General features: G+C 51.4%; 18 protein-coding genes. 7 read left to right on the forward strand and 11 right to left on the reverse strand.

From position 1 onward, the window contains the following. Positions 1–10: 10 nt before the first annotated feature. The 5 genes from QMN38_RS16245 (at position 11) to QMN38_RS16265 (ending at position 3,428) form a co-directional block, all read left to right on the forward strand. Complete coding sequence (locus QMN38_RS16245; RefSeq protein WP_271442256.1) at positions 11–475, forward strand: GNAT family N-acetyltransferase; 465 nt, start codon at positions 11–13, stop codon at positions 473–475. A gap of 95 nt (positions 476–570) precedes the next feature. After that, on the forward strand, positions 571–1,722 hold the full coding sequence (locus tag QMN38_RS16250; RefSeq protein WP_323605365.1) for a double-cubane-cluster-containing anaerobic reductase: 1,152 nt from the start codon (positions 571–573) through the stop codon (positions 1,720–1,722). 9 nt (positions 1,723–1,731) lie between these two features. After that, a complete protein-coding gene (gene yjiL / locus QMN38_RS16255) occupies positions 1,732–2,499 on the forward strand; it encodes a putative 2-hydroxyacyl-CoA dehydratase activator YjiL (protein ID WP_323605366.1) in 768 nt (255 codons plus the stop codon). Continuing rightward, positions 2,496–2,747 carry a putative Se/S carrier protein gene (locus QMN38_RS16260; protein ID WP_323605367.1) on the forward strand — a complete coding sequence of 84 codons (252 nt, stop codon included), beginning with the start codon at positions 2,496–2,498 and terminating at the stop codon, positions 2,745–2,747. Before yjiL ends, QMN38_RS16260 begins: the two co-directional genes overlap by 4 nt. 279 nt (positions 2,748–3,026) lie before the next feature. Next, positions 3,027–3,428 (forward strand): hypothetical protein, encoded by a 402-nt coding sequence (locus QMN38_RS16265; protein WP_323605368.1) that lies wholly within the window; start codon positions 3,027–3,029, stop codon positions 3,426–3,428. Between the two features lie 62 nt (positions 3,429–3,490). On the opposite strand, the gene QMN38_RS16270 is transcribed toward QMN38_RS16265, so the two are convergent. From QMN38_RS16270 to uxuA, 5 genes are all read right to left on the reverse strand, one after another. After that, positions 3,491–4,498: a porin gene (locus QMN38_RS16270; protein WP_323605369.1), complete on the reverse strand. Its 1,008-nt coding sequence runs from the start codon at positions 4,496–4,498 to the stop codon at positions 3,491–3,493. A 192-nt stretch (positions 4,499–4,690) separates the two neighbouring features. Next, the gene (locus QMN38_RS16275) at positions 4,691–4,900 is read right to left on the reverse strand and encodes a hypothetical protein (protein ID WP_137345740.1); all 210 of its coding nucleotides are present in this window, start codon (positions 4,898–4,900) and stop codon (positions 4,691–4,693) included. 638 nt (positions 4,901–5,538) lie between these two features. Then, positions 5,539–6,312 (reverse strand): Uxu operon transcriptional regulator, encoded by a 774-nt coding sequence (gene uxuR, locus QMN38_RS16280; protein WP_271442262.1) that lies wholly within the window; start codon positions 6,310–6,312, stop codon positions 5,539–5,541. Positions 6,313–6,487: 175 nt separating this feature from the next. Then, the gene (locus tag QMN38_RS16285; protein ID WP_323605370.1) at positions 6,488–7,963 is read right to left on the reverse strand and encodes a fructuronate reductase; all 1,476 of its coding nucleotides are present in this window, start codon (positions 7,961–7,963) and stop codon (positions 6,488–6,490) included. An 82-nt stretch (positions 7,964–8,045) separates the two neighbouring features. Next, entirely contained in the window at positions 8,046–9,230 is a 1,185-nt protein-coding gene (uxuA, locus tag QMN38_RS16290) for a mannonate dehydratase (RefSeq protein WP_323605371.1), read from the reverse strand. 385 nt (positions 9,231–9,615) lie between these two features. On the opposite strand from uxuA, the gene gntP reads away from it, so the two are divergent. After that, positions 9,616–10,959, forward strand: coding sequence for a gluconate permease GntP (gene gntP / locus QMN38_RS16295; protein ID WP_137383854.1), 1,344 nt, complete (start codon positions 9,616–9,618; stop codon positions 10,957–10,959). Positions 10,960–11,008: 49 nt separating this feature from the next. On the opposite strand, the gene QMN38_RS16300 is transcribed toward gntP, so the two are convergent. From QMN38_RS16300 to QMN38_RS16310, 3 genes are read right to left on the reverse strand one after another with little or no spacing between them, the layout of a single operon-like run. Next, complete coding sequence (locus tag QMN38_RS16300; RefSeq protein ID WP_323605372.1) at positions 11,009–11,704, reverse strand: LutC/YkgG family protein; 696 nt, start codon at positions 11,702–11,704, stop codon at positions 11,009–11,011. After that, positions 11,697–13,124, reverse strand: coding sequence for a LutB/LldF family L-lactate oxidation iron-sulfur protein (locus QMN38_RS16305; RefSeq protein ID WP_323605373.1), 1,428 nt, complete (start codon positions 13,122–13,124; stop codon positions 11,697–11,699). The genes QMN38_RS16300 and QMN38_RS16305 overlap by 8 nt, the downstream gene beginning before the upstream one ends. Positions 13,125–13,134: 10 nt before the next feature. Then, the gene (locus QMN38_RS16310) at positions 13,135–13,854 is read right to left on the reverse strand and encodes a (Fe-S)-binding protein (RefSeq protein WP_271442268.1); all 720 of its coding nucleotides are present in this window, start codon (positions 13,852–13,854) and stop codon (positions 13,135–13,137) included. Between the two features lie 580 nt (positions 13,855–14,434). Between QMN38_RS16310 and QMN38_RS16315 the strand changes: the two genes are divergently transcribed. After that, positions 14,435–15,988 carry an L-lactate permease gene (locus tag QMN38_RS16315; RefSeq protein WP_271442142.1) on the forward strand — a complete coding sequence of 518 codons (1,554 nt, stop codon included), beginning with the start codon at positions 14,435–14,437 and terminating at the stop codon, positions 15,986–15,988. A gap of 500 nt (positions 15,989–16,488) precedes the next feature. Here QMN38_RS16315 and pdxY read toward each other — a convergent pair whose 3' ends face one another. The 3 genes from pdxY to QMN38_RS16330 form a co-directional block, all read right to left on the reverse strand. Beyond that, positions 16,489–17,346: a pyridoxal kinase PdxY gene (pdxY, locus tag QMN38_RS16320; RefSeq protein ID WP_323605374.1), complete on the reverse strand. Its 858-nt coding sequence runs from the start codon at positions 17,344–17,346 to the stop codon at positions 16,489–16,491. Positions 17,347–17,357: 11 nt separating this feature from the next. Then, positions 17,358–18,623, reverse strand: a complete 1,266-nt coding sequence (locus QMN38_RS16325) for an aromatic amino acid transporter (RefSeq protein ID WP_323605375.1) — start codon at positions 18,621–18,623, stop codon at positions 17,358–17,360. Between the two features lie 188 nt (positions 18,624–18,811). Continuing rightward, positions 18,812–20,182 (reverse strand): tyrosine phenol-lyase, encoded by a 1,371-nt coding sequence (locus QMN38_RS16330; RefSeq protein ID WP_016155590.1) that lies wholly within the window; start codon positions 20,180–20,182, stop codon positions 18,812–18,814. Between the last annotated feature and the right edge of the window lie 141 nt (positions 20,183–20,323).

Below are 20,323 nucleotides of genomic sequence, written 5' to 3' on the forward strand. Positions count from 1 at the left end.
ATAAAATTCAATGACGATGAACATCCGCATTTTTTCCCTGCGCGAGACGCCGGAAAAGCGGCACGAGGTCACCGCTTACTTTCAACAACAATGGGCCTCAGAAGACTCCATGAAGGTTTACGAGGATGCGCTGCATCGTTGCATTGGCGCAAAGAACCCACTACCGCAGTGGTATTGGTTGCAGGATGGCGACAGCATTGTTGGCTGCGCCGGATTGATCACCAATGATTTTATCAGTCGCGGCGAACTGTGGCCGTGGCTATGTGCGCTCTATATCGATCCTCGCTATCGCGGGCACGGTCTGGCATTTCGCCTGATTGAACATATTGCGCAGCAGGCCAGACAGTTGGGGTTTATGCAGCTCCATTTGTGTACCGACCTGGAAGGTTTATACGAGAAAGCAGGATTTTACTTTGACGGACCGGGCTATCATCCGTGGGGGGAAGTCTCACGGGTCTACAGTCGTAATCTGTAAACGCGCAATTGTTGCACATCAATAAAACCTGACATATTACAGGGTTATAATGCGGCGTCTTTTTACTGTCTCCCGTGTTACGGGGAAGGAAAATCATGTCGCTCATCACCGATTTACCCGCCATTTTCAATCAATTCTCCGACGCCCGTCAGAAAGGTTTTCTCACCGTAATGGATCTTAAAGAGCAAGGTATTCCGCTCGTTGGGACCTATTGCACCTTTATGCCGCAGGAGATTGCGATGGCGGTGGGCGCGGTTGTCGTTTCCCTATGCTCGACCTCTGATGAAACCATTGAAGAAGCCGAAAAAGATCTGCCGCGGAACCTGTGTCCGCTGATCAAAAGCAGCTACGGTTTTGGCAAAACCGACAAATGCCCCTACTTCTATTTCTCTGACCTGGTGGTGGGCGAAACCACCTGCGATGGTAAAAAGAAAATGTACGAATACATGGCCGAATTTAAAGCGGTACATGTGATGCAACTGCCCAACAGCGCCAGCGATGCGGCGTCCCGTGCGCTATGGAAAGCCGAGATCCTGCGTCTGCAACAGGCCGTCGAAGCCCGTTTTGGCACAGCCATTACCGAAACTGCGCTGCGTGAAGCCATTATTCTCAAAAACAAGGAACGTCGGGCGCTGGCGAATTTCTATCGCGTTGGTCAACTTAACCCACCTGCACTTAGCGGCAGTGACATTCTGAAAGTCGTCTACGGCGCCACCTTCCGCTTTGATAAAGACGCGTTGATCGACGAGCTCAATAGCATGGCCGAGCGCGTACATCTGGAATGGCAGGCCGGGAAACGTCTGGTGTCACGTCCGCGCATCCTGATAACCGGCTGCCCCATCGGCGGCGCGGCAGAAAAAGTGGTTCGTGCCATTGAAGAAAACGGCGGTTGGGTCGTGGGTTATGAAAACTGCACCGGCGCAAAGGCCACCGAACAATGCGTGGCGGAAACCGGCGATGTCTACGACGCGCTGACTGATAAATACCTCGCCATCGGCTGCTCCTGTATTTCTCCAAACGATCAACGTCTTAAGATGCTCAGTCAAATGGTTGACGAGTACCAGGCTGACGGCGTCGTCGATGTCATTTTGCAGGCTTGCCACACCTACGCCGTTGAATCGCTCGCGATTAAGCGCCACGTACGCCAACAGCACAACATTCCCTATATCGCGATTGAAACCGACTACTCCAGCGCAGATATCGGCCAGCTCAGTACCCGCGTCGCCGCATTCATTGAAATGTTGTGAGGAAGGCGGATGACATACTCAATAGGGATTGATTCCGGTTCCACGGCAACGAAAGGCATTTTGCTGGAAGGTAACGTCATCAGGCGTCGCTTCCTTTGCACAACGCCTTTTCGCCCCGCAGACGCGATCGCGCAGGCATGGGAAACGTTGCAGGCTGGGCTGGAGAACAGGCCATTTTTGACCCTCACCGGGTACGGACGGCAACTCGTCGATTATGCCGACAAACAGGTCACTGAAATTTCCTGCCACGGACTGGGGGCGCGATTGCTGGCTCCCGGCACCCGCACAGTCATTGATATCGGTGGTCAGGACAGTAAAGTTATCCAGTTGGATGACGATGGTAATCTCAGCGATTTCTTAATGAATGACAAGTGCGCTGCCGGAACCGGGCGATTTCTGGACGTCATCTCACGCACCCTCGGCGCCAGCGTAGAGCAGTTGGATACGATTACTGCTGGCGTCGAACCACATGCTATTACCAGCATGTGTACAGTATTTGCCGAGTCAGAAGTCATTAGCCTGCGCTCTGCGGGCATCGCGCCGGAGGCGATTCTGGCTGGCGTGATCAACGCGATGGCCAGACGCAGCGCAAACTTCATCGGGCGGCTTTCAGCCCAGGCACCGCTGCTATTTACCGGCGGAGTCAGCCACTGTCACGCCTTTGCCCGTATGCTCGAAGGTCATGTCGGCATCCCCGTACACACGCATCCCGACGCACAGTTTGCCGGTGCAATCGGGGCTGCGTTGATAGGTCAGCGTCAGGAGAAGCGTCAGTGAAGGAAACGCTGTTCTTGTTTCATTCCACCGTCGGTGTCATCAAAATGCGCAAGACGCTACAGGCCGCAGGGGTCCGCTTTCGGGTGGCGGATATTCCCCGCGAGCTTCGCGGTGGCTGCGGACTCTGTATCTACATCGACTGTGTTGCTGGCAGGGAGGAAGAATGGGTGATTCCAGGGCATACCGAATCTATCTACCGCCAGGAAAACGGAGACTGGCGCTGTATAGCCGCGTTCCCCGCCTCCTGAACATGCCGGATTAGCGTGAAAAGCTGATATATATTCGGATTATCCAGGGGATAAACAACAGCGTATAGTCGGTATAGACCACCACTCCGCTAACGCCATAAATATATCTTCATCAGATTGCTCTGCAATTAAATGTCAGCATTTAATAACCTGTAAATAACAGTCAAACATCCCTCTAAAAACTTTATAATTCACTTTTACGTATATACCTTTGCTGATAGCACATGCGTAAAAATGGACATATTAATTAAATTACAACAACACTTCCGGGAAGAGTACATGTCGAGGTTAAAAAAACTCATACTTGGGTTGATTATTCTGGCTGGTTTAATTAGCACGGTAGGCGATTATAAAAACTATGGTCTATTTGGTGCGGCAGGATTGTTTATTATATTCCTGCTAACAACTGTTTTCTTGTGGCAGTGGGCTTCCGGAAAGTTTCCGGAGGTAGCCAAAATACAGGCTATTATTATTTTACTGGCCAGTGCTATTGCTTCTATTTTTGTTATCAACATGGCAATAGCCGGAAACTTGCATGTAGACCTGATGGAAGTCATGCGTATCTCCATTACGCATAATCCTCTTTTTTACCTCATTCTCTGTGCCGTTGCATGGGTAAAAGTGGATATCTGGAAATGGCTATTTAGCGATCTGCAGTCGGAACAAAACCAACCGATGTGAGCCTCAAATGCATGTAAAAAAGGCGTCTTACTAAAGACGCCTTTTGCAATCATCACAAAAACTTAGAACTGGTAAGTCAGGCCAGCAACAACCTGGTTGTCGTCGTTTTTGCCATCAAGCAGGTTAATTTTATAACCTACATCGGCCACCATGTTTTTGTTGAAGTAGTAATCAGTACCCAGCGCAACGTATTCGGTCAGGTCAGTGTTGTCATTGTCACGCGCATGAACGTATGCCACGTTCGGACGCAGGCCAAAATCAAACACATAGGCAGCCATCGCTTCAAAATGCTGTGCTTTGTCCGCATCCTGAATCAGGTTGTGGGACTCGCCGTACATGGTTGCAACGTAGATAGCATTCGCGTCATATTTCAGGCCAGCGCCCCAGAACTCAGCGTTGTCACCTTCCCAGCCGCTACGTTTCTGCTCAGCAGTCACGGAGTTAATGGTATAGGTCGCAATGGCAGAAACGCCGGAATCCGCAATATTGTCATAACCCAGCGAGAAGCCGTAGCCATTACCGTGCTGTTTTGCCGGGTTAGCGTTAGAGTCATCCTGGCCCTGATACTGCGCGCCAACGTTCAGACCATCAACGGCACCAAACAGATTTTTGGTGCGGAGTGTTGCAACGCCAGAAGTGCGTGTAGTAAGGAAACGGTCAGTATCCTCAAAGGAGTCGCCACCGAACTCTGAAAGAGTGTCAGTGTAAGCTCCCACATCGTAAGCGATACCGTAGTTACGACCGTAGTCAAAGCTAACGTCATGGCCGTAATCCAGACCAGCAAACGCCAGACGTGTATTAACGCCATTCTGTGACCCTTCTGCCTTAGAAGCATCAAACTGACTTTCAAACTGGCCGTAACCGGTCAGTTGATCGTTAATTTGAGTCTCACCGCGAAAACCCAGACGCGCGTAAGTACCATCAGCATCTTTACCGTCAGTCCAGGAATGTACCGCTTTTACTTTGCCGTACAGATCCAATTTGTTGCCATCTTTATTATAAATTTCCGCTGCATGAACGGAGGTTACCCCTAATGCCATTACAGCTAATGCCACTACTGACTTTTTCATGTTGTTACTCACTTTTAATTGTGAATTTTGCTATCAACTTTGTTATGAAGACAAAATGCCTGCATAAAAAAGTCCCCTATGGATTAAGGGGAAACACCAATAACACACCAAAAAACATACCGATAAAGGCAATAATGAAGTGGCAAGACATATTTCATTTTGGGTTTTAAATAAAACCCGAACAGAGAGATACTACTTTGAACTTTCGCTTTCGCTCTCATTAATAGAGCGATGTAACATTAACGCTTCCGCAATAATGTCTTGTTTACTTTTACGCGTTTCAAATGCCAGTGTTCGAACATATTCCCAAAGAGAAGTATCAACACGGGCACTTAAAAGGACCATATCTTTAGATCGGGTCCCTCTGGCTTTTCGGATATCGGGATAATCTCGAGAAGGCATTTTTAACTCCTGAACGCAATAACACGCTTATGGCGATGAAATATGCAGTCAGTGTAAAAACATGTCAACGGCAAAAAAAAATCACAATAGTAATGAAACTGTTAATAAACCCAAAAAAAGTGGAACGATATTTCAAATGAAAGATAACTTGATTGTAGAATAATGTGTAATTTTTACTTTACGAATATTTTTTCTTACTCATTTGATTAAAATGGGAGCGGCTGGACGAGTCATCAACCTGCGCAATCAAAACATCATTCTGACCAATAGGTTACGGAGCGTGATTAATGTCTACTTTTATCCAAATCCTCTGTTTTTATACGCCTTTAAGTACACATTAACGGCACTAACCGTTGGGAAAATCAATGTGATTCTCACTTCGCATTGACCTGTTTTGTCGAAAAATAAGCACGAAAAGGTAAAAATAAGGTAAATGATGCATTTTTTTGCACGCGAAAATAAGTTGTTTTTAATTGATATATGTCAATTTTCGCCCCGCGATAACGCTGCAAAAAACGCCATCTGCATTGATGGAAACATTATTTTACGTCGCGTCCGGACGGGGAAAATAGTCAGAGGAAATCAGTGGGAAGTGATACGTGGGCCGGGATGGCCCACGTTGTAAAAGGGAAGAAAAATCAGGCGTTAACCGTATCCAACGGCCAGGAGTCAAACAGATAACCATCAAAGTCGATATCATCAACGTTTGAAAACTCCAGCAGTCGCTGTTTAACGTTTTCCAGATGCTGCCACATTGCCAGTTTGGCCGCGCGGGCATCTTTTTTAATGAGTGCCGCCAGGATCTGCTTGTGGTCGCCCATCCATTCTTTACGGTAATGGGTATCGTCAAGGTGGCTGTGCAGTTGGATCCACATCGGGTTGTTCTCACGCCACTGCCATGACTGACGAAATAACTCGACCAGCATACTGTTGTGCGTGGCCTCGGCAATGGCAAGGTGAAACTGCATGTCGCCGCTTTCCGAGCCGTTTGGTTCGCTGGAGGCCAGCTCACGTTCTTCCAGTAGCAATGCCTGGCGCATTTTGACGATATCCTCGCGCGTGGCTTGCAATGCGGCAAACTCGGCGATATTGCTCTCTAATAGCTGGCGTGCCTGTAACAGCTCAAAAGGCCCCGCATCATTGCAATGATTAATATCCGTGCTGTCGATTGTCTGCGCGTTAGCGTTGTCGAGAACGTAGATCCCGGCACCACGCCGCACGTCCACCAGCCCTTTAATTTCCAGCATGATTAACGCTTCGCGCACCACCGTGCGGGTAACATTGAGCATCTCGGCTATTTCACGCTCCGGGGGCAGGCGCTCGCCGGGTTGGTATGGCGTCTGGACAATGAGATCGCGGATCATGGCACCCACTTCCTGGTAGGGTCTTTGCTGAGAAGTGTTCGATTTCATTATGTTCTATCCGTCAGATGCGTTTATTCAGATCCGTAGGTCGGATGGCAGGACGCACCTTATCAGGCCTACAAATAACCTTTATGTCGCCTGAACTATAGCATTTGCGGCAAGCCAAAAACAGAAAACGGGTCAACCAAACAGATATTTTGATTGACCCGTCATAGTTCGGGCGTTATGCGTCAGCGTGCAGTGTTGCGACACACTCGCGCGCGCCCTTCTCGCACAGTTGCTGATAAGCCACGATAATTGCTTCCACAAAATCCGCGTTTTCCGCTAAATCATGGCCAAAGATCCCGCTTAATCCCAACAGGGCCATAACGCGTTCACTGCCCTGATACTGCTGATTGATGCGCTGGAATTCCGCCAGCATCGGGTCGACAACGTCAATGGTCTGCCCCTGCTCATCCACGCCGTGGGTATAACGCATCCAGCCCGCCACACCCAGCGCCAGGTGCCGCCAGTCGCTGCCGTTTTGTAGGTGCAGACGAACAGGGTCCAACAGGCGCTGCGGCAGTTTCTGGCTGCCATCCATGGCAATCTGCCAGGTACGATGACGCAGGGATGGATTGCTGAAACGCTCGATCAGCAGGGTCGCATACGCATTGAGATCGGTGCCTTCCGGCATCGACAGTGTGGGAGCCTGCTCCTGCATCATCAATGCAAACGCGGCTTTGCGGTACGCCGGGTTGGTCATAGTATCGGCAATCGTTTCATAACCACCGAGGTAGCCCAGATACGCAAGGAAAGAGTGGCTGCCATTAAGCATGCGCAGTTTCATCATTTCAAACGGCACAACATCGGCAACGAACTGTGCACCGACTTTATCCCAGTCAGGGCGACCGTTCACGAAGTTGTCTTCAATCACCCACTGACGGAACGGTTCACAGGCGATGGCGCACGGATCGTAAACACCCAGTTGATCGGCAATCTCCTGCAACGTCTCTGGCGTCGCCGCCGGAACAATGCGATCCACCATGGTGCATGGGAAAGTGGCGTTTGCTTCAATCCACTGCGCCAGCTGCGGGTCGCGTGCCTGTGCCAGCCCCAGTACCGCAACTTTCGCCACGTGGCCATTTTCACGCACGTTGTCGCAGGACATCACGGTAAAGGCCGGCAGCCCCTGCTCACGACGCAGATGCAGCGCCTGCACGATATAGCCAATTGCTGATTTCGGCGCAGTCGGATTCGCCAGATCGTGTTTAATCAACGGGTTATTGAGATCTAACTGACCGCTGGCGGCATCCGTACAGTAACCTTTTTCGGTTACCGTCAACGAGACAATTGCCGTCTGCGGACGCGCCATCGCACGCAAAATACCGTCGCAGCCGTCAAGATCCGGGTGCATGGCTTCTTTCATCGAGCCAATCACTTTCAGTACGGTGTTGTCCGCACCTTTTTCTGCCACGGTATACAGCAGCTGTTGCTTTTGCAGATTTTCAATCAGTACACAGTCGTTCCCCGGCATCAGGTTAACTTCACAGATACCCCAGTCGCTGTCCGTAGTTTCCAGCAGGTGATGAGTGTACAGAGCCTGATGCGCACGGTGAAAAGCACCGCATCCCAGGTGAACAATACGGGATTGCAGGCGAGAGTTATCCCATGCAGGGCGCGCAACCGGCAGGTTGCTATTGGCAATTGTCGTTGTCATCGTGAACTCCAGAACCCGTCGGAAATGCCGACGGGAAGAGAAAAGAAAAAAGCCGGCCCGACAGGTTGCCGGCCGGTCTGATTTAGCGGCTAAAGAAAGCGCGCTGGATAGCCATCTCAACGCCGCGCACTTCCGCCAGCCCTTTCAGGCGACCAATCGCGGAGTAGCCTGGATTCGTTTTCTTTTTCAGGTCGTCCAGCATCTGGTGACCGTGATCCGGGCGTATCGGAATTAAATCTTCTTTACCTTCGGCTTTACGGCGATGCTCTTCTTCAACAATCGCTTTCACCACTTCATACATATCCACGTCACCATTGAGATGCGCCGCTTCATGGAAGGTTTTCGGGTTATCTTCACGCAGCGTGGAACGCAGGTGGGTGAAGTAAATGCGTGGGCCAAACTGTTTGATCATATCAACCAGATCGTTGTCCGCACGAACACCGTAAGAGCCGGTGCACATGGTGAAACCGTTCGCCATACTGTTGACCGTATCCACCATCCACTGCATATCTTCCACGGTGGAAACAATACGTGGCAGGCCGAGGATCGGGCGCGGCGGATCGTCCGGGTGTACCGCCATGCGCACACCGACTTCTTCAGCAACCGGAATAATCGCCTTCAGGAAGACGGCAAAGTTTTCGCGCAGCGCGGCTTTATCGATATCTTTGTAGCGCTCAAGGTGCTGACGGAACTGGTCAAGGGTATAACCTTCTTCCGCCCCCGGCAGACCGGCGATGATATTGCGGGTCAGACGCGCTTTATCTTCTTCGGTCATGGTGGTGAAGCGTTCCTGTGCCTGAGCGACCTCTTCAGCGGTGTAGTCTGCCTCTGCTCCGGGACGTTTGAGGATATGAATCTCAAAGGCGGCGAATTCAATCTGGTCAAAGCGCAATGCTTTGGAGCCGTCCGGCAGGACATATTCCAGATCGGTACGCGTCCAGTCGAGTACTGGCATGAAGTTGTAGCACACGGTGCGAATACCGCACTGCGCCAGGTTGCGCAGACTCTGTTGGTAGTTGGCAATCCACTGCAGATAGTTACCGGAACGGGTTTTAATGTCTTCGTGGATCGGTACGCTTTCGACAACCGACCAGACCAGCTCCGCCTGTTCAACGATAGCTTTGCGTTTTTCGATTTCCTCAACTGACCACACTTCCCCGTTCGGGATATGGTGCAAGGCGGTAACAACACCGGTAGCGCCTGCCTGACGCACATCAGCTAAAGAAACCGGATCGTTAGGACCGTACCAGCGCCATGTCTGTTCCATGCTTTTAACCTCTTCACATTGTTGGCCCCCGGCGCAAACGCCGCGAGCCACGACTTACTCAACTGCCGGTGTGCTCAACGCATTACGCCAGCAAACCGGACGACATGGCGCATAAATTCTACCTTTCGCCTCCACATGTCAACCTAAACAACAAAATTGGTTAACCAAATCACAAAAACTGTATCAGTGGTCTGACATGAATAGTGAGGTAACGTGATGAAGTTAAGAGGAAATGGCCTGCAGGGCGCGGCCTGAAAGGGAACGGTCTGTTATCAATGTCAACATTGAATATGGATTGTGACATTTATCGCATCAATGGTTAACCAATACGTGTAACATCTCAACCAAAATCATAATGGTTCAACCAAAACAAGGTAGACGTTTTATGCACGTTCTCAATATTCTGTGGGTTGTATTCGGCATCGGCCTCATGCTGGTGCTCAATTTGCGTTTCAAAATAAACTCAATGGTCGCCCTGCTGCTGGCAGCACTCTCCGTCGGCATGTTGGCGGGGATGGATTTAATGGAGCTGCTGCACACCATGAAATCCGGCTTCGGCGGTACGTTGGGTGAACTGGCAATTATCGTGGTGTTCGGTGCGGTCATCGGTAAACTGATGGTCGATTCCGGGGCGGCGCATCAGATTGCTCATACGCTGCTGGCGCGACTCGGCCTGCGCTATGTGCAGCTGTCGGTGATCATTATCGGCCTGATCTTCGGCCTGGCGATGTTCTACGAAGTGGCCTTTATTATGCTGGCACCGCTGGTGATCGTCATTGCCGCAGAAGCGAAGATCCCGTTCCTGAAACTGGCCATTCCGGCCGTTGCCGCAGCGACCACCGCACACTCACTGTTCCCGCCACAGCCGGGCCCGGTGGCACTGGTAAACGCCTATGGTGCCGACATGGGTATGGTCTATATCTACGGTATTCTGGTCACTATTCCGAGCGTTATCTGCGCGGGTCTGATCCTGCCGAAATTCCTCGGTAACCTTGAACGCCCAACGCCTTCATTTATGAAAGCCGATGTACCGGTTGACCAGAACAACCTGCCGTCATTCGGTGTGTCGATTCTGGTACCGCTGATCCCGGCGATCATCATGATTTCCACCACCATCGCTAACATCTGGCTGGTGAAAGGGACGCAGGCGTGGGAAGTGGTCAACTTCTTAGGCTCTTCCCCAATCGCAATGTTCATTGCCATGGTTGTTGCCTTCGTGCTGTTTGGTACCGCACGCGGCCATGACATGCAGTGGGTGATGAACGCCTTTGAAAACGCAGTGAAAAGCATCGCCATGGTGATCCTGATCATCGGCGCGGGCGGCGTTCTGAAACAAACCATTATCGATACCGGCATCGGCGATACCATCGGCATGCTGATGTCACACGGCAATATTTCTCCGTATATCATGGCGTGGCTGATCACCGTGCTGATTCGTCTGGCAACCGGCCAGGGCGTGGTCTCCGCCATGACGGCGGCGGGGATTATTAGCGCAGCGATCCTCGACCCGGCAACCGGTCAACTGGTGGGGGTCGATCCGGCGTTACTGGTGCTGGCAACGGCGGCAGGTTCTAACACCCTGACGCATATCAACGATGCCTCCTTCTGGCTGTTCAAAGGTTACTTTGACCTGTCAGTGAAGGATACGTTGAAAACCTGGGGTCTTCTGGAGCTGGTAAACTCCGTGGTTGGCCTGATAATCGTGTTGATCATCAGCATGATTGCATAACGTCGATACCGCTCTGGCCTATAGCGCCAGAGCGGTTTTCCATCCTGCCTCAACAATCTTCAATAATCAGATACACCGCTTTCACCGGGCCATGCACCCCAACCACCTTGATAAGCTCAATATCCGCCGTTGAACTGGGTCCGCTAATGATATTAATACACGACGGCATCCGCTCACCGGCCTGCGCCTTCTGATGCAGAATTTCTGCCAGCTGCGCCACCCGCGGCAGAATGGTGCTTTTACGCAGCACGAAAATCGAGGACTCCGGCAACAGGCTCAGGGAACGCCCTCGCTCGGGTGCGGAAAACAGCACCACGCCGCCGGACTCCGTTAAGCCGTACTCGGCATACACTACGCCGACTTTCGCCTGCTCGGCCTGGGTAATATTTTCGCTACCGCGAGCCGGATCCCAGACCACGGCATTGCATTCCTGCTGCAGGCGTTCGGTTATCCCCAGTTCCACCAATCGGCTGTCGCCGCTCAGCACCACCGGTTGATGACCCAATTCTTCGCACAGACGAAGCGCCGTGTCTGCGGCCTGGTCCTCGCGAGTCAACTCACAGCGGGCCAGCATCACTTCGCTGGCAAACTGGATAAACGCATCACAGCGCAGCTCGGGGCTAAGTTCGGTCAGGCGCTCGTTGGCATAGTTGTTCACCGGCGCGGCATCCGCTTGCGGTTCGAATCGCAACGGGCGGCCCAGCGCCTGGGCGATGGTGTTTAAAAACGCGGTACGGTTATCCATTCTTTTTCTCCTGCGCCTGATGTTTCTTAAACCAGCTGCGGAAGCTCTCGCCGTCAGCATCAGGCAGATCGCGCGCCTCCATCCAGTCACCAATCGCGCCAACCTTGAGCGGCGTTTTACCGCCATTGATGAACCAGCTCGCCGCATGCGCGCCTGCCATCATCCCCACTTTCCACAGCCCAGGATGACTATTGGCATACGCGAACATTTTTATCGCCCGGCGCTCGGCTTTCGGGGTAATGCCCTCTTCAGCCATAACGCGACGATGACGCAGGATCAGTTTTGATAACGGAATACGTACCGGACAAACGCTGTCGCAGGCCGTGCAGAGCGAACAGGCATACGGCAGATCTTTGAAATCTTTATAGCCGCCGAGCAGCGGAGAAATCACCGCGCCGATAGGACCTGGATAGATTGAGCCATACCCGTGTCCACCAATGTGGCGGTAGGCCGGACAGGTGTTCATACAGGCTCCGCAGCGGATGCAGCGCAGCACATCGCGAAACTCAGAACCGAGCACCTGCGAACGGCCGTTATCGACAATCACCAGGTGGAACTCTTCCGGTCCATCAACGTTATCCGCCTCACGCGGGCCGGTCAGCCAGGTGTTATAGCCTGTCAGACGAGCCCCTACAGCACTGCGCGCCAGCATGGTGATCAGCACATCCACGTCAGCAAAGGTCGGTGCGATACGCTCCATCCCCATCACCGCAATGTGCGTTTTCGGCAGCGTGGTGCACATGCGCGCATTGCCTTCGTTGGTCACCAGGCAAACAGAACCGGTTTCCGCGACGGCAAAGTTACAACCGGTAATGCCAATTTCAGCACTGAGGAAATCCTCGCGGATCTTCTGGCGAATGAATAAGGTCATCGCTTCTGGCGTTTCCGGACCATCGTACCCCAGGCGCTCGTTCAGCACGCGGCGGATCTGATAGCGATCTTTATGAATAGCCGGAACCACGACGTGCGAAGGCGGGTCCTGATCCAGTTGCAGGATGTACTCGCCGAGATCGGTTTCGATCACCTGAATTCCGGCATCCTGCAGCACATGGTTGACGCCGATCTCTTCGGTCACCATCGACTTGGACTTCACCACCTTCTTCGCGTTTTTACTCTGCGCGATCTGCAAAATGTAGCGGGTAGCCTCTTCTTTGGTTTTGGCGAAATAGACGTGACCGCCGTTTTCCGTCACTTTCTCGGAGAGTTGATACAGGTAAGCGTCGAGATTGCTCAGAACGTGATCGCGGATCTGGCTGGCACGATCGCGCCAGTCTTCCCAGTGGCCTAATTCATCGACCATTTTCTGGCGATTCGCGCCGATACGCTCCTGCGCATTGGCCACAGCTTTGCGCATGATCGGATCTTCTATCTGCTGACGGATGCGCAGTTTAAACTCTACATCGCTGGTTTTTATTGACATCTCATTCCCCTCAGCGGCTCATCAGCACTTCAGCAATATGCATCACTTTGACCGGCTGGCCTTCCCGTTGCAGTCGACCGCCAATATTCAGCAGGCAACTGACGTCCGCGCCAATCAAATACTCCGGCTTCGCATCCATCAGATGTAAAACTTTCTCTTTCACCATCTCGCCGGATATCTCGGCCATCTTGACCGAGAACGTCCCGCCAAAGCCGCAGCAGGTGTCCTGATCGGCAAACGTCAGCAGCTCCAGTCCACGCACGTTTTTCAGCAGCGTGAGCGGCTCTTCCTTTACACCCAGCTTGCGGGTCAGGCTACAGGAAGGGTGATACACCGCCCGTCCCTGCAGGCTAGCGCCGACATCCACCACGCCCAGTTTGTTCACGATAAAAGAGGTGAGATCCTGCATACGCGCGGCAACTTTCTCGGCACGCAGCGCCCAGTCCGGTTCATCGGCCAGATAGGTCGGGTAGCTTTTTACTGCGTAGGTACAGGAGCCTGCCGGGGAGATAATCGGGTCGTCGTTGTCTTCCAGGGCGGCGATCAGGTTTTTCATCCCTGGGATCGCTTCTTTGATATAGCCGCTGTTGATGGCTGGCTGACCACAGCACCCCTGTTTTTCAGGGAAATTCACGCGGCAGCCCAGTTTTTCCAGCAGCAATACGGAGTCTCGTGCCATCCGTGATTTCAGTGCATCACCAATACAGGTGACAAAGAAATTTACATTCACAATAACTACTCCATTGCTTCATTTCTGTTTATTGCGCTTGATATCGCGATATCAAGCAAAGGTTCAGCCGTATATCACGCCCAGTTTTTCGTTTTTTTGGTTTTACTCATGCCTGGATTCATGGTGATGTTCGGATCGTTTCCCGTTGCTGGCGACGCTCCGCTTCTTATATCAGGACAATCGCAAATGTCTGTATTTTCATTTGTATGACAAAATTAAATAATCCTCTAATCGACTCGCACATGCAACACCCTGGTTTATTTCTTTCGGCCTTGCTCACATTTTTATATTGAAAACCACCGCGTTATTAAAACCTAAAAAACAGTTTCATGTGATTACTAATCTCGTCACTACCATTATTAAAAAGGTTATTAAATAACTACTTATAGGTATTAGGCTTACTCTTAAGTATATTTACCTGGCGGAAGCTTTTAATTAAAAGATTACAATAGTTACAAAACTATTAATCATAATTACTTTATTCACTGAAGCGATTCAGTTTACATATTTTATTTATGCATCAATGTAGCCTTTCCACCATAAATATAAATCAGGTTTAATAAACCAATCAGGAATTGCAATGAACGAATATTTTATGTTTGCCCTGGCACTCTCTCCGTTACTACTGATGGTATTTTTAATATTGAAATTGAAAATGCCCATCCATTATTCCGTGTTGATCTCTTTAGTATTCACCGCCGCGCTATCAGCGATATTCTGGGCGATGCCGGTACAGAATCTGCAAGCCGCAATAGGCTATGGCGCACTGAAGGGATTATGGCCGATTGTGATTGTGATCCTCGGCGCTATCTTTAGTTATAACGTCATGCAGGCAACCAAAGCGCTGGATATTCTGCGCGATATTCTCGCCAGCATTAGCGAAGATAAGCGTATTCAGGTGCTGCTGATTTCATGGTGTTTTGGTGGATTTCTTGAAGCCGCGGCGGGCTATGGCACGGCGGTCGCCATTCCGATCGGCATCCTCATTGCGCTGGGATTCAACCCGCTGAAGGCGGCGATTGCTTCTCTGGTAGCAAATACCGTTCCCACCGCATTTGGCGCGGTCGGGATCCCGGTTTCTATTCTGGCAGAACAGGTTAATTTGCCGGTTTATACCTTAGGCGGAACCATTATTTTGCAGCTCGCGCTGTTTAATATCCTGCTGCCGTTTGTGATTGTCTGCATTATTGGCGGCGGCCTGAGAGCCATTCGCGGCGTATTTCTGATCACGTTGATTTGCGGCATCACCACGCTGGTTCCGCAATATTTTGTCGCCATCCATCTTGGCGCGGAATTACCCGCCTTTGCCGGTAGCCTGGTCAGCCTGTTTGCCGTGGCGATGGTCAGTCGCCTGCGCAAAGGGAAAACCGATCCCGAGTGGCGCATTGAGGTCAGCCATACCCGCGAAACCACGCCGCGCTCGGCAAAAGTGTTGTTCCGGGTTGGCTCTATTTATCTGTTTATTTTTGTGTTTATCCTGCTGTGCTCGCCGCTGTTCCCGACAATAAAAGGCGCAGCGTCCCAACTGGCTTCGGTGCTGCATTTCACGCTCGCTGACGGCAAAACGATGGCGCTGAAAGTGGAATGGGTGACCACGCCGGGGATGCTGATCATCTTTGCGACCATTATCGGCGGTTTTATTCAGGGAGCGTCCGCACGTGGGATGCTGGAAGTATTTATCAAAACGATTTTCCAGCTTAAAAACTCTATCGTCGCAATTATGGCGATCGTCGCGCTGGCCACGGTGATGGATCTCAGCGGGATTATCTCCACGCTGGCCCAGTCGATTGTCGATCTGACCGGCAGCTCGTACGTATTCCTCGCCCCGGTCATCGGCGCGCTGGGCACGTTTGTGACCGGCAGCGATACCAACTCGAACATTCTGTTCGGCAAGCTGCAAACCATTGCCGCCAGCAAGTTACATATCGATCCTAACTGGCTGGCGGCGGCCAATACCTCTGGCGCTACGGGGGGGAAAATGATTTCGCCGCAAAGCATCGCCATCGCGGTTTCTGCCACCAAAATGGACGGTCAGGCCAACCAGATTATGTCTGGCACCATGAAATACTGCTGCGCCTACATTGTGATCCTCGGCCTGAAAGTCGGTCTGTTTTATTACTGGTTTATGGCGTAAACCATTGTCAACCCCGTCAAATTCGCGGCAATCGTATTTGACGACACAGTGACCAAAAAGGTTTACACCGCCCCGGGAACGGAACGAGGCAACAGACTTTACGATTTGTCGGCGCTGACTAAAATAGCGCCGATGTTTCAAATCGAGGATTATTGTTATGTTGTTCTGGAAAAAGATGGTGAAGAAGTTCGACGCCTTTTCCGCGTTGATTCCACCACGCTACTTCCGCGTGTAATACCTGGCACTTATGCCTGATGGCGCTTCGCTTATCAGGCCTACATTTCACACTCATTTGTAGGCCTGCGTTTCACGCTCATTTGTAGGCCGGATAAGGCGCGAGCCGCATCCGGCAGCGACAGCAGCGTAAAATGCTCACCCCTTCCTCTTACGCAGACCGCATGCTCTTAACACCGCCACCCACAGACGAAGCCACGCAAAACGGTAGACCAACGGATGCTGAAGCCGCAGCAATGTCAGAAACACAGAGCCCCCTTGCGGCGTCAGATCACCGTTGCCTGATAGCGAACCTGTGGGTCCATAATCTGATGACGCGCGTCTATCAGCCGCAGTTCATACGAATCGCGCTCTTTCGTCAGCCGCATTACCGCATCGACAACACTTGTCGTTCGCTCCAGCGCCAGTTTATCCTCAAAGCCATTCAGCAACGAAGCCAACATCACACTGCAAATCAGATCCCCAACACCCACCGGCATTTTGGCAAAGGTATACAGCGGCCGGGCAATGTGTAACGTCTGTTCCGGTGTCACCAGCAGCATTTCAAACGCCTGCTTATCACGCGAGCAGTCGCCGAGATGTTTCACCAGCACCTTCTTCACGCCCCACGCCACCAGTTGCTGCGCCGCTTCCACTACTTCGTCAAAACTACGCAGTTGTCTGCCCGTCAGCACACCCAGTTCATAGAGATTTGGCCCCATTATGTCGGCCAGTTGAATGGCGTCATCGACAAAAAAGGCCTCCACACCCTGCGCGACAATGCAGCCTTTTTGCGGATCACCCATCACCGGATCGCAAAAGTAGAGCGCCTGTGGGTTACGCTGACGAATGGTGGTAACCGCGTGCTTTACCTCTTCGCAGTGACGTTTATCACCGAGATAACCCGACAACACGGCATCGCACTGGGCGAGCTTTTGCAGATCGTCCAGCCCGCTGATGATCGCACTCAACTCACCGTGCGGCATCGCCATCCCCTGCCACATCCCGTACTGGGTATGGTTGGAAAACTGTACGGTGTAAAACGGCCAGACATCAATACCCGAGAGCTGCATCGGCAACACCGCGGCCTTATTCCCGGCATAGCCATAAACGACTGACGACTGAACAGACAACACGTTTTTCATTTTGACTCCGTCTAACGAAACGTTGGCAGCAGACCAAATACGTCCAGAACAACCGTCAGATAAACAACCGCCCCACAGACAATCACCAGATTGAGCACGGTGTTATTACACGGCGCGGTATAGCTGGCGGTCGGAAAACGCTTTCGCGCGGCTTTCACCAGGAACGGCGGCAGGATCACGCTCCAGATAGTAAAGGCCAGACCGGCGTAACCAATCGCGTGCACAAAACCATTCGGGAAGAAGAAGCACACGGCGGCTGGCGGGAAGTAGGTCACCAGCGCGGTTTTCAGGCGGCCCACGCCGTTATCCGGGAAATGAAACAGGTCGGCTATGTAATCGAACAGGCCAAGTGTCGCCGCCAGCAGGGAACTGGCTACCGCAAAGTTGCCGAAGAAGGTCAGGATCAGGTCCATATAGCGGCTGGTGAACAGTTCACTGATCGCCTCGACAAACACGTCAATATTGCCGCCTTTAGCGATAATCGGCGGGAATGAGGAACGGCTGATGTTGCCCATCGTGACGCCCAGCCAGAAGATATACAGCAGCAGGGCAAACAGCGTACCGATGATAATCGAACGCGTAATATGTGAGACACCCCCCTTGCCATACAGTTTGACCAGGCTCGGCACGTTACCATGGAAACCAAACGAGATAATGCAGAACGGCAGCGTCATCAGAATATACGGCAGGTACTGCGAATTCGGCAGCGCTACCGCCACGCTGTCGACAAGTTTCGCCACCTCAATATGACCCACCAGCCCGGAGAAGGTGGCAAAGAACGCGATAAATTTACCGATAATCAACACGGTAGTGATGCGCCCAACCAGCAGTGAGCTGTACCAGGCAATTGCCCCGACCAGCATACTGACGATCACCACCGAGATATTCGCCGGAAAGCGCACACCGCTGTATTTGAACACGGTTTGCGCCATCACCGCTGACGAACCAGAAATATAAGCATAGGTCAGAATATACAGCACAAAGCCGAAAGCGATACCGACAACGATATTCCATTTACGGCCTAATAAATCCTGAGTAAAGGTATTAAAACTGGCACCGGCGCCATAATGCAGGTTGACTTCAACCAGCATCAGACCGGTTAATAACATCATGATGGCGATAAACAGAAGAATAACAGACGCACCGGGGAACCATACGCCGGCCATCGCAATCGGCAGGGAAAACATCCCGCCACCCACAACGGTTGCAATAACCAACATGGTTCCGCTAATCAGTCCGGGGGTACTACTCTGTCGCTCAATGGCATTAATATCCATGATAAATGTTCCTGTAGACTATTCGTTATAATTACAGCTGTCATTTGTACATCATGCGGATAATAAAAATGTCGGAGTCAGGGTTTGCTTCTTTTAGTTATGTCACGGTAACGGGCACCGCAAAGGCTTCCTGTTCATGGAAAAAGAAAACAAAAAAGCCCCATCAGTGATGGGGCCATAAAAATAATTTAGATATAATCAAAGCGTGCAGTAAAGAAGCGTAGCTGCTTCGGCTCGTAAATAAACTTCAGCCCGCGAATATCTTCTTTATGCTGGTAAAGTTTAATGATGCCGTCAGCCACCACATCCATATGCGCGTAGGTATAAACGCGGCGTGGAATAGTCAGACGCACGGTTTCCAGTTTCGGTCTGTGATGTTCGCCGGTCACATTATTACGACCCGCAGAGATAATTCCGCGCTCCATACTGCGTACGCCAGTTTCCACATAGATGCTGGCAGCCAGGCTTTGCGCAGGGAACTCGTCCTGCGTCAGATGCTCACAGAAGCGACGCGCATCGAGGAATACCGCGTGACCGCCAACCGGTTCAACAATCGGTACGCCTGCGGCTTTCAGCTTGTCGCCCAGGTAGCGAACCTGCTTCACACGATGCTCAATATATTCGTACTGCATAGCTTCGCGTAGGCCAATCGCCATGGCTTCCATGTCACGTCCAGCCAGGCCGCCGTAAGATGGCATCCCTTCGTAGACCACGACTAACTCTTTGGCAGAAGAGAACATTTCGTCATCGTTCATGCACAGGAAACCGCCGATGTTCACCAGACAGTCTTTTTTACCACTCATGGTACAACCGTCGGCATAGCTGAACATCTCATGGACGATCTCTGCGATGCTCTTGTTCTCAAAGCCCTGCTCTTGCTCTTTGATGAAGTAGGCGTTTTCCACGCAGCGGGTAGCATCGTAGAACACTTTAATGCCGTGTGCTGCCGTCAGTTCACGCACCGCGCGCATGTTCGCCATCGAGACCGGCTGTCCGCCCGCGAGGTTCACCGTCACCGCCAGGCAGATATAGGCAATATTCTCAGCGCCTTTTTCATCAATCAGCTTTTGTAATTTTTTAAGATCGATATCACCTTTAAACGCAATATTCAGACCGGCATCGTGCGCTTCGTCACGAACGATATCGACAAATACCGCACCATTTTTTTCCTGATGATAACGGGTGGTGGTGAAATACATATTCCCGGCAACATATTGCCCTGGTTTAATTGCCAGCTGCGATAACAGGTTTTCTGCACCGCGGCCCTGGTGAGTCGGAACAATATGTTTAAAGCCAAACAGTTCCTGTACGGTTCTTTCCAGATGATAGAAGTTTTCGCTGCCCGCGTAGGCTTCATCACCCATCATCATTCCGGCCCACTGCTTATCGCTCATCGCGTTGGTGCCACTGTCGGTCAGCAGGTCAATATAAATATCTTTCGAGTTTAACAGGAAAGTATTGTAACCCGCTTCCTGCATTTTCTTAAGGCGCTCATCACGCGGGATCATAGATACAGTTTCAACGCTTTTAATACGGAAGGGTTCTGCCGGATAATTCATTTTGTTTCTCCAGTAACAGTGGTCATGTACGTATTAATGTGAAGTAAAGCATATCGGGTTCATCAGTAAGCCTTGATGAAATATAACTATTCACCTCCTGAACCAGGGGGAGAAATAATGTGCAGGCACTATGCAAGATTT

This window comes from Citrobacter sp. R-1.5.2 (assembly GCF_035064245.1).
Classification (GTDB): domain Bacteria; phylum Pseudomonadota; class Gammaproteobacteria; order Enterobacterales; family Enterobacteriaceae; genus Citrobacter.

Bases quoted from the DNA above. Each gene is read 5' to 3' on its own strand.
- QMN38_RS16330 (WP_016155590.1), bottom strand. From the start codon at position 20,182: ATGAATTATCCGGCAGAACCCTTCCGTATTAAAAGCGTTGAAACTGTA.
- QMN38_RS16265 (WP_323605368.1), top strand. From the start codon at position 3,027: ATGTCGAGGTTAAAAAAACTCATACTTGGGTTGATTATTCTGGCTGGT.
- QMN38_RS16285 (WP_323605370.1), bottom strand. From the start codon at position 7,963: ATGACAACGACAATTGCCAATAGCAACCTGCCGGTTGCGCGCCCTGCA.
- QMN38_RS16315 (WP_271442142.1), top strand. From the start codon at position 14,435: ATGAACGAATATTTTATGTTTGCCCTGGCACTCTCTCCGTTACTACTG.
- QMN38_RS16275 (WP_137345740.1), bottom strand. From the start codon at position 4,900: ATGCCTTCTCGAGATTATCCCGATATCCGAAAAGCCAGAGGGACCCGA.
- uxuR (WP_271442262.1), bottom strand. From the start codon at position 6,312: ATGAAATCGAACACTTCTCAGCAAAGACCCTACCAGGAAGTGGGTGCC.
- QMN38_RS16270 (WP_323605369.1), bottom strand. From the start codon at position 4,498: ATGAAAAAGTCAGTAGTGGCATTAGCTGTAATGGCATTAGGGGTAACC.
- QMN38_RS16305 (WP_323605373.1), bottom strand. From the start codon at position 13,124: ATGTCAATAAAAACCAGCGATGTAGAGTTTAAACTGCGCATCCGTCAG.
- uxuA (WP_323605371.1), bottom strand. From the start codon at position 9,230: ATGGAACAGACATGGCGCTGGTACGGTCCTAACGATCCGGTTTCTTTA.
- QMN38_RS16325 (WP_323605375.1), bottom strand. From the start codon at position 18,623: ATGGATATTAATGCCATTGAGCGACAGAGTAGTACCCCCGGACTGATT.
- QMN38_RS16245 (WP_271442256.1), top strand. From the start codon at position 11: ATGACGATGAACATCCGCATTTTTTCCCTGCGCGAGACGCCGGAAAAG.
- QMN38_RS16300 (WP_323605372.1), bottom strand. From the start codon at position 11,704: ATGGATAACCGTACCGCGTTTTTAAACACCATCGCCCAGGCGCTGGGC.
- QMN38_RS16250 (WP_323605365.1), top strand. From the start codon at position 571: ATGTCGCTCATCACCGATTTACCCGCCATTTTCAATCAATTCTCCGAC.
- pdxY (WP_323605374.1), bottom strand. From the start codon at position 17,346: ATGAAAAACGTGTTGTCTGTTCAGTCGTCAGTCGTTTATGGCTATGCC.
- yjiL (WP_323605366.1), top strand. From the start codon at position 1,732: ATGACATACTCAATAGGGATTGATTCCGGTTCCACGGCAACGAAAGGC.
- gntP (WP_137383854.1), top strand. From the start codon at position 9,616: ATGCACGTTCTCAATATTCTGTGGGTTGTATTCGGCATCGGCCTCATG.